Raw genomic sequence first — 13,581 nt, 5'->3', positions numbered from 1 at the left:
GTGCGTCGGAGTAGTGGGCGAAACATATTGTGTCCTCCGTCGGCGATGTATGGTGTTACGGCGTGCGTGCTAAACACCAAATGTCGACTTGCTTAGCGCCGTTGCGCGCCAGTATAGCGGCCATGGTATTGGCTGTCGCGGTTGTTGTAACGACATCGTCAATCACGGCGAGGTGTTTGCCTTTAATGTCGTAGGCGCTGTTGAAGGAGAAGGCTTGGCGTAGATTTTTACGGCGCGCTGCAGCGCTTAAGCCCTGCTGTGAATGGTTGGCACGGGGGTGGCTAACAGCGTGATAGACAGGGATGTTAAGTGCGCTACCCAGGTCTTTTGCGATGAGTAAAGATTGATTGAACCCCCGTGATATTCTTCGCCGCCAGTGCATTGGCACCGGAACTAAAGCATCGGGCACGGCATCTAGTTGGTCTTGGCAATGCTTTAGCCACAGTGCACTTAATATCGCGCCATAGTGGAGTTGATTTTGATGCTTAAAGCCGGCGATTAGGCGATCAACGGGGAATCCGTATGACAGTGCACAGTAGCAGTGTGTGAACACCGGCGGTTTCCGTAAACAGCGCCCACACTGTGTATCGCGATAATTTTCAGGCAGTGGCAGGGCGCAGCGCGCACAATAAGTCGCTAGCCAAGGCAGGTCGTTTTCGCAGTGCTGGCAGAGGTCTAGGCCGCGCAGGCTGTGGCTTTGGCATAAAATGCAGCGGCCAGAAACCACCCGGTAGCTCAGTTTGTTTAAATTGATACTTAAAAATCTGTTAACCATAAGCATCCCTGCTGGTTGACAGCTTGCTGTAAGCCTTTATCATTAGGCAATTAAAATGACATCACCTTCTTGCTGGACTTTAACATGACTACCGCCGCATTAACGACAATTCGCACGGACTGGACCAGTGAAGAGGTTCAAGCTTTATTTGCACAGCCATTTAACGATTTGTTGTTTCAGGCGCAGTCGGTGCACCGCGCCAATTTTGATCCTAATACCGTGCAAGTGAGCACACTACTTTCTATTAAGACGGGCGCCTGCCCAGAAGACTGCAAGTACTGCCCGCAAAGTAACCGCTATGACACGGGGCTTGAGAAAGAAAAGCTCATGGAAGTTGAAAAAGTGCTGGCTGAGGCTCGTGCAGCTAAAGCCTCTGGTACCACTCGTTTCTGTATGGGCGCTGCGTGGCGTTCGCCGAAGAAGAAAGATATGCCCTACGTAACCGCGATGGTTAAGGGTGTGAAAGAGATGGGCTTGGAAACCTGTATGACGCTGGGTATGTTGACCGGTGATCAGGCGGCGGAGCTTGCCGATGCCGGCTTGGATTATTACAACCATAACCTCGATACCTCACCAGAGTTTTACGGTGACATTATTACCACCCGAACCTATCAAGATCGCTTGGGAACCTTGGCAAATGTGCGGGACGCCGGTATTAAGGTTTGTAGCGGCGGGATTGTCGGTATGGGTGAGTCGATCAAAGATCGCGCCGGGTTGTTATTGCAGCTAGCGAACTTGCCAGTGCAGCCCGAAAGCGTACCGATCAATATGCTGGTGAAGGTCGAAGGCACGCCGATGGCGGATGTTGCCGATTTAGACCCCTTCGATTTTATCCGCACGATCGCGGTGGCGCGGATCATGATGCCGCAATCTCATGTGCGTCTGTCTGCGGGTCGTGAATCAATGAACGAGGAAATGCATGCCCTGGCGTATTTTGCCGGTGCCAACTCCATTTTCTACGGTGAAAAATTATTGACCACACCGAATCCCAAAGCCAATAAAGACATGGAGCTGTTTGGTCGTTTAGGTATAAAGCCCGAAGAGCGCCATGTTGAACGTGACGACGACGCACAAAGTGAGGCATTGCTGGGTGCGGTAGCGCAGGTTCAGAACGACCGCTTTTTCTACGACGCAACTGCATAACCGTCGGCGGTTGATTCAATCATGATGACTGAAGCTCTGCAGCGTCGGCTTGCAGAGCGCCACCAACAATCCCGTTATCGAAAACGCCGTGTGCTGGAAACGGCGCAGGGCCCGCGGGTGCGTGTTGATGGCCGCGATTTCCTGTTGTTCTGTAGCAACGATTACCTCGGTTTAGCGAATCACTCGCAATTGGTCGCGGCAATGCAGCTTGCCAGTAGTGAGTATGGTGTTGGTGGTGGCGCATCACATTTAGTCTGCGGTCACTCTGCGCTTCATCATCGTCTAGAAGAGCGACTTGCTGAGATTACCGGCCGAGATCGCGCTTTGTTATTTTCCACCGGATATATGGCTAACCTCGGTGCCGTCACCGCATTGGTAGGTAAAGGCGATCATATTTTAGAAGATCGTTTAAATCATGCCTCCTTGCTTGATGCTGGGTTATTGAGTGGTGCCAAATTTCAGCGCTTTCGCCACAACGATTTAGCAGATCTCGAACGCCGCCTGCAAAAGCTACCCGCCGAGGGCCTGCGTCTGATAGTTGTCGACGCGGTGTTCAGCATGGATGGCGATATGGCACCTTTGTCTGACTTAGCCGCGTTAGCGCAGAAATACAATGCATGCTTGATGGCTGATGACGCCCACGGTTTTGGGGTGCTTGGTAAGACAGGCGCTGGTAGCAGTGAGTTATTCGGTTTGAATCAAGAGCAGTTGCCAATATTGATGGGCACCTTGGGGAAAGGGATTGGCAGCTATGGTGCTTTTATTGCCGGTAGCGAGTTATTGATTGAAAGTTTGATTCAGTTTGCCCGCCCCTATATTTACACCACCGCTATGCCGCCGGCGGTTGCTGCAGCAAGCGTAGCGAGCCTGGAGTTGCTGGCAACCGAATCTTGGCGCCGGGATCATTTACAGCACTTGATAACGCGATTTAAGAGTGGCGCCGCAAAAATGGCGCTGCCTTTAATGGCGTCGGATACGGCAATCCAGCCATTGTTGGTGGGAGAAGAGTCCCTCGCCATGGCAATAAGCGCAAACTTGGAAGCAGAGGGTATTTTGGTATCCGCCATTCGTCCACCAACTGTGGCGGTGGGTCAGTCTCGTCTTCGCATTACAATTACTGCGGCGCACACGGATGCGGATGTTGATGTATTGCTTGGGGCTTTACATCGTGTGGTTCCCGCCGGATTGCGTGTTGCGACATTATGCCGGTGATTTATCGTGAGCATCTTGCGGCCTACCGCAGTGGCGCAGCAGAGCTGGTTTTGCTGCATGGCTGGGCTAGCGACTCGGACGTTTGGCGAAGTGTCATTCCCGCCTTACGCCGGCATTTTCATATAACGTTAATTGATTTGCCGGGCTTTGGTCGAAGCAAAATCTGTCAAGTTGATACCGACGTGAAGTCCATTGTTGAGCAGCTTCTGTCGGTGCTTCCTGAGCGGGCTATTTATTGCGGTTGGTCACTGGGTGGTATGTTTGCAACGGCAATCGCTGCGGCCCATCCAGAGCGCGTCAGTGCGTTAATCACGGTGGCAAGTAATGCTGTATTTGTCGCAGATGACAGCTGGCCGGCGGCGATGCCGCGCGAAGATTTTTTAAACTTTAAATCGGCTATTGAAAAAAATATGGCAAAGGGCCTTCGGCGTTTTGCTTTGCTACAACTCCACGGCGACAAGCGTACTGAGTCAGTGCAAGCAGTGGTGAATCGTCTAGCACCGCAGCAAAATTCAGCCGGCCTACTGCAGGGGCTTAAGTATTTAAGTGATATCGATAATCGCTTGGCTTTAACGTCAGTGGCAGCTCCGGTGTTACATGTGCTGGGTTCGAATGATGCGATTGTGCCGATTGAATGCGCAGCTTTAATTGCGAGGCACTATCCGAATCACGACTGTGAGGTCATGCGCGGTTGTGGTCATATTCCGTTCTTGTCTTTGCCAGAGAAGTTCCTCGAAATCCTCCTAAATTTTGTGAATGACAAGGGGCTGCTAAATCAGCACACGCCTTACCTATTAGATAAATCCGACGTTGGTCGCTCCTTTAGTCGTGCTGCCTCGAGTTACGATGGTGCGGCCCTGCTTCAGCGCCGTATTGCCGATAGATTGCTTTCCATCTTGCCCGGCTCGGCGGGTGCTTCATTAGTTGATTTGGGTTGTGGAACTGGCTACAGCTTGCCCGCCTTACGTCGATACGTGGGCGAGGGACAGTTAATTGCGGCTGATCTTGCGCCAGGTATGCTTGCCTTTGCAAAGGAGCACGCAGGTGGAGTGGCAAGTACTTGGTTGTGTACTGACGCGGAAGACCTTGCACTAGCCGATAATAGTGTAGGGCAAATTTTTTCGAGTTTAGCCTTGCAGTGGTGCGAGAATTTACCCGCCGTTTACGCCGAGATTGAGCGCGTATTAACGCCCGGAGGTACCGCGGTTATTGCCACGCTGGGGCCAGAAACACTGCACGAGCTGCGCGAGTCGTGGCGTCAGGTTGATTCCTATGCCCACGTGAATCAATTCGCGACGCGATCAGAGCTTGACGATGCTATTCAATATTCTGGGCTGCAAGTGGAGGAGTGGCGAGAGGTAGGTGAGCAAATGGAGTACCAGCGCTTATCTGAGTTAACCCGTGAACTAAAGAATATCGGTGCGCACAATGTAAATAGTCGACGACCAAGCGGTTTAACAAGTCGAGGACGAATTGCGGCATTAACCTCGGCCTACGAGAAATTCAGAATGCCAAGTGGGTATTTGCCAGCAACTTATCAAGTCTGGTATTTGCGGTGTAAAAAAATTGGGTAATTGTCGCTATCGCTGCTCACGTTGATCGTTTGCTATCCGCAAATTTGGTGGGCTTTGTTAGATTGTAAGGGTGGCTAAGTAGCTGCCCTTTTTTATGCGTCTATAATACAAACTATTGATGGAATTTGATTGCCTGCAAAAATTAGATTGAGGTGTTCATTGAAAGGGAATATTCGTGCGCTTTTCGTAGGCTGCGCTATGCCGATGACGGTGATGGCCCAAGGTAATATGAACATGCAGGGAATGAGTGGTTTACTCAATATCCCTGATGCCTCCGTGATTGAATACGGTTCCGCCACTGCGGCATGGGATAACCAAGTTGACGGGCGTTTTTCCCGTGACCGCAAGCTCAATGATCAGGGAAATGACTTCAATTTCGCTGCCGGAATTTTTCCTCATATTGAAATTGTAGGGCGAGATGTTGCTGGTCGGTCGACGGCTCGCGGCTCTGATTTGTCTTTCAATTTTAAACTGCAGTTACCTTGGGAGCTGTTGCATGGATTTTCGTTTGCGATTGGCGAGCAAGACTTTGGTGGATCCGTCAATGAGTTCGATACTAAGTACGCGGTGACGACTTGGCAGTACGGTAGTCTCCGTTCGACTATAGGGTATGGGCAATACGATGGTCGCGCAGGTAAAACCCAACGCCTAGATGGGGTTTTTGGCGGCATTGAATATGCTGCGCGTGATTGGCTGAGTGTCATTGTTGAGGATGATGGTCATTCGCTAAATAGTGGTGTGCGTGTGTCAGTGCCGAATGGTGTAATGCCACAGGGATGGAAGGCATCGATGTTGTGGATGCTTTCAGCTAATGAGGGCGTCGACAATCGCCAGGATTGGTACGGTGTTAATTTAAAAATTCCCTTGGGGCAAAAATACCAGCGTCGCTTGCCGATCGATCAGCCAAGGGCTGAGATTGCTTCGGCTTCGAGATTGGTGCGTGAAGAGCAATATGGATTTGATCCAAAATTGGAAACTAAATCTCACCCATCCCAAGTGGGTTCCGCAAAAGAAGACGCAGCGATCGGCAAAGCAGCCCAATTAAAGCGGGATCTTATTGCGGCGAGTTTAGAGAAAGTGCGTATTCAGCGCTATGGCAGAGAATGGATTATCGCCTTTGAAAACTTGAGTTATAACAATAATGCAATGGATGCCTTGGCGGTTGCGATAGGTATCGCTGCGACTAATTTGCCAGCGGGCGATCGGTTTTATTTGCAGCTCGAAAAATACGGTATTCCCGTATTTGGTCTAGGTGGAACAGCAGTAGCATGGGGAGAGTTTCTGGATGGTAGCGGCAGTTTTCCGGAATCTATCATGGTCGCGGCGCCCACTAACAGGTTGCGTCGTCGTAGTGGTGGTGGCGGAGTTGTCGCGTCAGCGATGAATGAAGTTAAAGACTATCTCTCGTTTCGGCCAACCGTAATGCTAAGGCCGGTGCTGTCGTCCACTCTGGGAACAGAGTATGGCGTGTTTGATTACTCCTTGGCGGTGAGGACGGACCTAGTTCTGCCGTTGTGGCAGGGTGCAGCATTTAATATTACTAAGGATTGGTCTTTTTTAGAGAGTCAGGATTTTACAAAAGATGGCGTTTTTGGTGGTGTCTTTCGCGAACAGCGCGTTGCAACTGGTGTGAAAGATCGCGTGATTAGCCAAACGTTTCGTTTGGGGCGCGGCTTTACCACTATGATTTCCTATGGTCGGTTTTTCGCCGTTAATGACGGAGCGACTCTGGAAAGTCGCTGGGAGCCAGGTGATGGTCGCCATCGTTTTCGTGTGATCCTCTCCGATTTAGAAGACAAGTACGATCCTAGTATCACGCGGAATGCGCGCTTGGCGTCTTGGCGATATTTTTTTCAGCGTACCAATAGTGAAATTAATCTTACCGCTGGGGAGTTCTATAACGAAGACTCTGGTTATAAAGTGGACTTTACCCAGCACATAGGTGATACCCGCTTGCACCTAATATATAAAAAGTCAGAGGGTAATGCCTTTGCTGGGATTGGTTTTACTATTCCACTAACTCCCCGCAAAGATCTTGGGCGGATTGCGGGTGTTCAGCTGACGGGGGCGCCTAGTTGGCGATACGATGTAACTACAATTTTAGGTGAGCAGGGTAACCGCTTAGTATTTGGTCCGAATATTATTCCCAGTGAATTCTTCAGTCTGCGCAATGGCTATTTTAACGGTGATCGTTTGAGTCCCGCATATATTCGAGCGAACCAGGAGAGATTACGTGAAGCTTGGCAAACATTTGGTCGGGCAAAATAACGTTAAAGCGATATAAATTTACAAGGTTGGAAAATAGCATGTTGAGTAGTCGTCATTTTTTCATTACAGGTACTGACACTGACGTCGGCAAGACTTTAATTGGCTGCGGATTGCTTGTAGCTGCTGCAAATAAAGGCTTGCGCACGCTCGCAGTTAAACCGATCGCGGCGGGTGCAGACAGCACTCCAGAAGGATTGCGAAACCAAGATGCGGTCATGCTAATGGAGGCTATGACCGAGAAAATGTCCTATCAGCAAGTTAATCCGGTACTGCTAGAGCCGCCAATAGCGCCACATATTGCTGCAGAGCAAGTTGGGAGGCGGGTAAGCGTAGCTCAGCTCGCCGGCTTATGTCGTGGTGCGATGATGCAGAGCGCAGATTTTGTGTTGATTGAGGGTGCGGGCGGTTGGCGAGTGCCATTGAATGGTCGCGAGTTATTGTCTGGTTTAGCGGTTGAATTGCAAGCTCCGGTTGTACTTGTGGTGGGTATGAAATTGGGCTGCATCAGTCATGCCCTGCTGACAGCAGATGCGATAAAGGCGGATGGCTTGCGCTTAGCGGGGTGGGTGGCAAATCGAATTGACCCTGATATGTCATGTTTTGAAGAAAATGTCTCAACGCTAAAAGCCCTGCTTCCCGCACCCTGCCTTGGTGTGGTGCCCTATTTGAAAGGTGAAAAACGGGGTTTCGATAATGTCGCCAAGTTTTTAGACGTTTCTATTTTGTGACTCTGATCTTAGTCGATCAAAGCTATTACCGACCGCGGTGGGGTGGACGAAGTCACTGCAATGATGTGAGCGAGCGCAGCTGAACACCTTCAAATATTGATTAATAACTTGGTGAAGGGCCTTTTTAAAAGGGCTTTGTTTAGGATGCGTGAGTCGCTGTTTCCAGATTTTATGGCAGTATACGAAGCAATGTCCTCTGTTAAAAAGCTATTGTTGACTAAGTAACTCCAGTCACTCGGGTCTTTTGTGTTGAATCCCTAACGTTATGATTTTAAATGTTTTTATAGCGGCGCTGGCGGAAGTGAACCAAATATCTCAGGCGCATCCGAATCCAAAATAGCTTGCAAGACGTAATAAAATCGCTATAGTTGTCACTGTCAACATTGGTGGGTGTGTAGCAATCTGCCAGATTTTTGTTCATGAGGTCATTATCATGCCGCAATATACAGCTCCACTTCGCGATATTAATTTTGTACTGAAAGATGTACTTAACAGCGACAAACACTTTGCCAGTCTTGCTAGCCGTGAAGAAGTTAGTGAAGACTTGATGGACGCCATTATTTCTGAAGGCGCCAAATTCTCTGAAAATGTACTCTCTCCTTTAAACCAGGTCGGTGACCAACAGGGTTGTACTTGGTCTGAGTCAGGGGTTACTACGCCAGAAGGTTTTAAAGAGGCCTATCAGCAATATGCCGAAGGCGGTTGGCCGTCGATGACCGCTAATCCCCAATTCGGTGGTCAAGGTTTGCCTAATTCCTTGGGCTTGGTTGTAACTGAAATGGTCAGTTCTGCCTGTTGGGCTTGGGGTATGTATACCGGTTTATCACAGTCGGCCGCGCGCTTGCTTGAGGTTTATGCCAGCGATGAATTGCAAGAAACCTACCTTGAAAAGATGACCAGCGGTACATGGGGCGGCACCATGTGCTTGACGGAATCTCACTGCGGTTCAGATCTCGGTCTTCTAAGAACAAAAGCTGAAATGAATGCAGATGGCAGTTATAACGTCACCGGCACCAAAATATTTATTTCTGGTGGCGAGCACGACATGATGGAAAACATTATCCATCTTGTGCTGGCTCGTGTAGAGGGCGCGCCATCAGGTACCAAAGGTATTTCCCTATTTGTTGTTCCTAAATTCCTGCCCGACGAGAACGGTGACGTTGGCGAGCGCAATGGCGTTCACTGCGGCAGCATTGAGCACAAAATGGGTATAAAGGCCTCTGCGACCTGTGTAATGAACTTTGACAGCGCTAAAGGGTTTTTGGTTGGCGAAGAAAATCGCGGCTTGAATGCGATGTTCCATATGATGAACTCGGCTCGTCTAGGTACGGCTTTACAGGGTTTGTCTGCCGGCGAAGCGTCGTTTCAAGGCGCTTTAGAATACGCTCGCGACCGTCTCCAAATGCGTTCACTGAGCGGTCCAAAGAACCCTGACGGTCCTGCCGATCCTTTGATTGTTCATGCCGACGTTCGCCGTATGTTATTAACGCAAAAGGCCTTCGCTGAAGGTAGTCGTGCGTTTATATACTGGGTGGCGCAACTTGTTGATACCTTCTATTTCTCTGGCGATGAACAAGCGCGTCGCGATGCGGAAGAACTATCTGAATTGCTGACCCCAATTGCGAAAGCATTTGTTACTGAAACGGGTTTGGAATCGGCGAATTACGGTATGCAGGTGTTTGGTGGTCACGGTTTTATTTCTGAATGGGGAATGGAACAAATCGTCCGCGATTTACGTATTTCTACGCTCTATGAAGGCACTACAGGTATCCAGGCTTTAGATCTACTTGGCCGGAAGGTGATGGGTAGCGGCGGTAAGCAATTGATGGTGTTTACTAAGATTATTCATCAGTTCTGTAAAGAGCAAAAAGACAAGCCGGGCATGGCGCCATTTGTAGAAAAATTGGCTGAGTTAAATGCTGAGTGGGGAGACATCACCGCTAAATTGGGTGAGAAAGCCATGAGCAATGCCGATGAAGTTGGCGCTGCGTCGGTGGACTACCTAATGTATTCTGGCTATGTGTCGTTAGCGTATATGTGGGCGCGTATGGCCTCGGTTGCTTTAGATGGCGACGCTGATGATGCCTTCCTTAAAGCAAAGGTTCAAACAGCGCAATTCTATTACCAACGGTTATTGCCTCGTACGGAATCACACAAACTTGCCATGCTTAATGGGGCGGATAGTGTGATGGCGATGCCTGAAGAAGCTTTCGCATTTTAAAAATTTTGTTTGATTGAATCGCGACGGCCCAGTGCCGTCGTGCTTATTTAGAAGGAGTCATTTATGCCTGAATACAAAGCCCCCCTACGCGATATGCAGTTTGTTTTGCACGAAGTTTTTAAAGCTGAGAACTTGTGGCAAACCATGCCCGCGATGGAAGAAGTTAATCGTGAATTGGCTGATGCAATTCTCGAAGAAGGCGCAAAAATTAATGAGTCCTTAGTGGCCCCTTTAAGTCAGCCGGGGCACGAAGAAGGTGTTAAGTGGACTGACGGTGTAGTGACTACACCAAAGGGGTATCCAGGCGCATTTCGACAGCTGGCTGAAGGCGGTTGGGGCGGCTTGTCTGGCGCGCCGGAATACGGCGGGCAAACAATGCCCAAGATGTTGGTGTTGCTGTTTGAAGAAATGTTGTATTCCTCGAATATCGCGATGGGCTTGTATTTAACCCTCACATCCGGCGCCGCCCTGGCAATTTCCAGCCATGCAACTGACGAGCTGAAAACAAAGTTTTTGCCGAATATGTATTCAGGAAAGTGGGCTGGTGCCATGTGCTTAACGGAAAGCCATGCTGGTACCGATCTTGGGATGATTCGAACCAAAGCAGAGCCGCTTGCAGATGGCAGTTACAGCATCACTGGTACCAAAATATTTATTACTGGCGGCGATCACGATTTAACTGAAAATATCATTCACTTGGTGCTGGCTAAGTTGCCGGACGCACCGGCGGGTTCTAAAGGCATTTCCCTATTTCTTGTCCCCAAAATGAAAGTTGATGATGACGGTAACAGCGGTGAAAACAACGGTGTTCACTGCGGCAGCATAGAGCACAAGATGGGTATTAATGCGTCGGCAACGTGCGTAATGAATTTCGACGGCGCGCAGGGTTACCTTGTTGGTGAGATAAACCGTGGTTTGCAGGGTATGTTTACCATGATGAACTACGAGCGCCTGTCGGTGGGTATTCAGGGCTTGAGCGCTGCTGAAGCCGCTTATCAGTGGTCTTCAATATACGCGCGCGAGCGTCTGCAAAGCCGTGCTCCGTCGGGGCCAGTTAATAGTGCTGGTGCAGCTGATCCGATTATTGTGCACCCCGATGTGCGTCGCATGCTATTAACGCAAAAAGCGTATGTAGAGGCTGGCCGTGCATTTGCCGTTTATGTGGGCAAGCAATTAGATGAGTCGAAATTTGGTAGCGGTGACGTTAAAGCCAAGGCAGAAGGTATGGTGGAATTATTGACGCCAATTGCCAAAGCTTTCCTTACCGATAAAGGCCTTGAAGGCACCGTAGCGGGTCAACAGGTTTTTGGCGGCCATGGTTATATACGCGAGTGGGGCATGGAGCAGTTGGTTCGTGACGTGCGCATTAGCCAGATTTACGAAGGCACCAACGGCATCCAGGCACTCGATTTAATGGGTCGTAAAATTGCAGCAAACGGTGCTCAAAATCTTAACGTCCTGATAGCTGAAATGCGGGAATTTGCGACGTCGGCGGCATCAGTGAGCGGTATGGATGAGTTTTTACTTCCGTTAAACGAAGCGGTTGATAATCTTGAGTCGCTGTCTGAGTTTGTTTTGGCGCAGGCGCAGGCGGGCGATGCCAACGCGATCGGCGCAGCGTCGGTAGAGTTTCTGCATGTCATGGGCTTCACACTCTATACTTATATGTGGGCGATGATGACACGCACGGTGCTGAGCGGTGAGAGTGACCAAGGCGAGGCTTTTGGACAGGCCAAGCTTCACACCGCACGTTTCTTTATTCAGAGACTGTTGCCGCAGGCAAAAGGGCTGAGCGAATCAATCCGTAACGGCAGTGCCAGCTTAATGGATATTCCCGAGGAAGCTTTCGCTTAATTTGATATAAGCACGGTAAAACTGGTTAATAAGGCGGCAACTTGAGATAATAGTGCCGCCTTTTTTATTGCCTAAATAAAGGTGGGCAACGGGCTTTCTAATCGCTAGTGGTGGAATGATGGAAAACGAACACAATAAATTGTACCCAGAAGATCAGGCGAAAGTAGATGCTTTCTTGAAGCAGGGTTATAACAATGTTGAGCGTAAACCTTATCGGCCGCTAAAGTTGCTGGGGATTTTGTTGATCATGGTGTCGACCATCTCGGTAGGTGCTTTATTGCTGGCATGGATAAGCGGTATTCACTGATTTTTGTTCCTCCTTCGTAAAATGGTTACATTCCGCAATTTTTAAAGTGTGAAGCCGCTCCTAGCGGTATCGCGCTTGTACGCCTATTAATTTAGAAAAACTGCATTAGCGTCACGGCCAGAATCAAACCTGCTGTTGGAATAGCAATAGTTAGGGCGGCGATTGGCCAATATGCACTTTTGTGAGTTTCGCCACAAATGGCTCTCACGGTAGTGACGATATAGCCATTGTGTGGCAGGGAATCCAATGCCCCAGAGGCTATGGACGAAATGCGGTGCAACTGTTCTGGGTTTACACCCAAGTCTGTGTAGTGCGGGCCAAGTACGGGTAGTGCGATTGATAAGCCTCCAGACGCGGAGCCAGTGAGGCCTGCAATAGTCGTAACGGCAATGGCGGCACCAATTAACTCGTTACCCGGAATGCCCGTCATCGCGTCAACTGCTACCGCAAAGGCGGGTGATGCTTTGGCCATCGTTCCGAAACCTACCACTGCCGCCGTATTGCCGATCGCAATTAGTGCGCCGGTAGTCCACTCGTTTATCGCCTTGTTCATATTGTGAAAGTGCCGAAAATTAATCAGCATGATGCAAATGCAACCACCCAGTAGTGCGAGTATTAGCGCGTACTGCTGCAGTGAGTCGTGAAATAAAAACGACACGCTAAGCACAACCAGCAAAGGAAGTAAGCCTGTAATAGGGTGAGGATAATCTCGCTCAGGAATATTTGGGTCGCTAGCGCGGTGCTCGAAGTGCTCGCCGTTGGCTACGGCTTTGCGAATCATTCGATTGATCCAGAAAAAACCGCAGATCGCCATAAAAATCGCGACAATAAAACTCACTTCCCATGCTGCGTAAGGGCTAGTGTGCAAAAATTTAACGGGAATCCAGTTTTGAATTTCGGGTGAGCCGGCGGTGGTCATTGTGAAGGTGATTGAGCCGAAGGCGAGAGCGCCTGGAATAAAGCGTCGTGGCAGGTTGGCGTCTTTAAATAAACCCAATGCCATCGGGTATACAGAAAAAGCGACGACATAAACGCTTACGCCACCGTAGGTTAATACCGCGCAGGCGAGTACAACGGCAGCAACCGCGTGCTTCATTCCTATTTTGCCGATAATTCAGCGCGCGAGGCTGTCGGCAGTGCCAGTGTCCTCCATAAATTTGCCGAACAAGCTGCCAAGTAAGAACATCAAAAACCACGCGCTTACAAAGCCTGCAAAGCCATTCATGTATGTGGTAACAAAGGCGTTTGGCCCGTTGTCAGGAAATACCGGAATGCCGCCGCTCAAACCAACGATGAGTGCGCATATGGGCGCGGCAATAAACAGATTCCAGCCGCGCAGTGCGAGAGTCGTTAGCAGGAGTAGGCCGCCGACTAATCCGACCATACTGACCATGAAGTGCTCCTAAATACGTTTAGCGGGTCGTATTTTCAGTGAAGTGGACAATCCTAACCGACTAAGCCAAGTTACGGCCATTAGAAATCAATTGATTATCATTGTT

Annotated in this window: 11 protein-coding genes; 8 read left to right on the top strand and 3 right to left on the bottom strand. The window is 49.6% G+C overall.

All coding sequences use genetic code 11. The features are described 5' to 3' along the window. Positions 1–55: 55 nt before the first annotated feature. A complete protein-coding gene (locus AAC007_RS04880) occupies positions 56–775 on the bottom strand; it encodes a ComF family protein (protein ID WP_339674940.1) in 720 nt (239 codons plus the stop codon). Between the two features lie 84 nt (positions 776–859). Here AAC007_RS04880 and bioB point away from each other — a divergent pair, with 84 nt between their 5' ends. From bioB to AAC007_RS04840, 8 genes are all read left to right on the top strand, one after another. Further along, entirely contained in the window at positions 860–1,918 is a 1,059-nt protein-coding gene (gene bioB / locus AAC007_RS04875) for a biotin synthase BioB (protein WP_219044586.1), read from the top strand. A gap of 24 nt (positions 1,919–1,942) precedes the next feature. Further along, positions 1,943–3,130 (top strand): 8-amino-7-oxononanoate synthase, encoded by a 1,188-nt coding sequence (bioF, locus tag AAC007_RS04870; protein WP_339675102.1) that lies wholly within the window; start codon positions 1,943–1,945, stop codon positions 3,128–3,130. Then, positions 3,121–4,704 carry a malonyl-ACP O-methyltransferase BioC gene (gene bioC, locus AAC007_RS04865; protein ID WP_339674939.1) on the top strand — a complete coding sequence of 528 codons (1,584 nt, stop codon included), beginning with the start codon at positions 3,121–3,123 and terminating at the stop codon, positions 4,702–4,704. The genes bioF and bioC overlap by 10 nt, the downstream gene beginning before the upstream one ends. 198 nt (positions 4,705–4,902) lie before the next feature. Beyond that, positions 4,903–6,972 (top strand): YjbH domain-containing protein, encoded by a 2,070-nt coding sequence (locus AAC007_RS04860; RefSeq protein WP_339674937.1) that lies wholly within the window; start codon positions 4,903–4,905, stop codon positions 6,970–6,972. A 38-nt stretch (positions 6,973–7,010) separates the two neighbouring features. Next, positions 7,011–7,700, top strand: a complete 690-nt coding sequence (gene bioD, locus AAC007_RS04855) for a dethiobiotin synthase (RefSeq protein ID WP_339674934.1) — start codon at positions 7,011–7,013, stop codon at positions 7,698–7,700. 433 nt (positions 7,701–8,133) lie between these two features. Beyond that, positions 8,134–9,921 carry an acyl-CoA dehydrogenase C-terminal domain-containing protein gene (locus AAC007_RS04850; protein WP_339674931.1) on the top strand — a complete coding sequence of 596 codons (1,788 nt, stop codon included), beginning with the start codon at positions 8,134–8,136 and terminating at the stop codon, positions 9,919–9,921. Between the two features lie 63 nt (positions 9,922–9,984). Continuing rightward, on the top strand, positions 9,985–11,775 hold the full coding sequence (locus tag AAC007_RS04845; protein ID WP_339674930.1) for an acyl-CoA dehydrogenase C-terminal domain-containing protein: 1,791 nt from the start codon (positions 9,985–9,987) through the stop codon (positions 11,773–11,775). A gap of 115 nt (positions 11,776–11,890) precedes the next feature. Then, the gene (locus tag AAC007_RS04840) at positions 11,891–12,082 is read left to right on the top strand and encodes a DUF3094 family protein (RefSeq protein ID WP_339674928.1); all 192 of its coding nucleotides are present in this window, start codon (positions 11,891–11,893) and stop codon (positions 12,080–12,082) included. 91 nt (positions 12,083–12,173) lie between these two features. Here the strand turns inward: AAC007_RS04840 and AAC007_RS04835 are convergent, their stop codons facing one another. Together AAC007_RS04835 and AAC007_RS04830 are read right to left on the bottom strand one after the other, a co-directional pair. Next, positions 12,174–13,178, bottom strand: a complete 1,005-nt coding sequence (locus tag AAC007_RS04835) for a GntP family permease (protein ID WP_339674926.1) — start codon at positions 13,176–13,178, stop codon at positions 12,174–12,176. A gap of 18 nt (positions 13,179–13,196) precedes the next feature. Continuing rightward, positions 13,197–13,475: a hypothetical protein gene (locus tag AAC007_RS04830; RefSeq protein ID WP_339674924.1), complete on the bottom strand. Its 279-nt coding sequence runs from the start codon at positions 13,473–13,475 to the stop codon at positions 13,197–13,199. Positions 13,476–13,581: the final 106 nt, after the last annotated feature.

Source organism: uncultured Zhongshania sp. (assembly GCF_963975605.1).
Classification (GTDB): Bacteria; Pseudomonadota; Gammaproteobacteria; order Pseudomonadales; family Spongiibacteraceae; genus Spongiibacter; species Spongiibacter aquimaris.
Note: the sequence above shows the minus strand (reverse complement) of the source record. Positions and strands in the feature narration are given on the sequence as shown.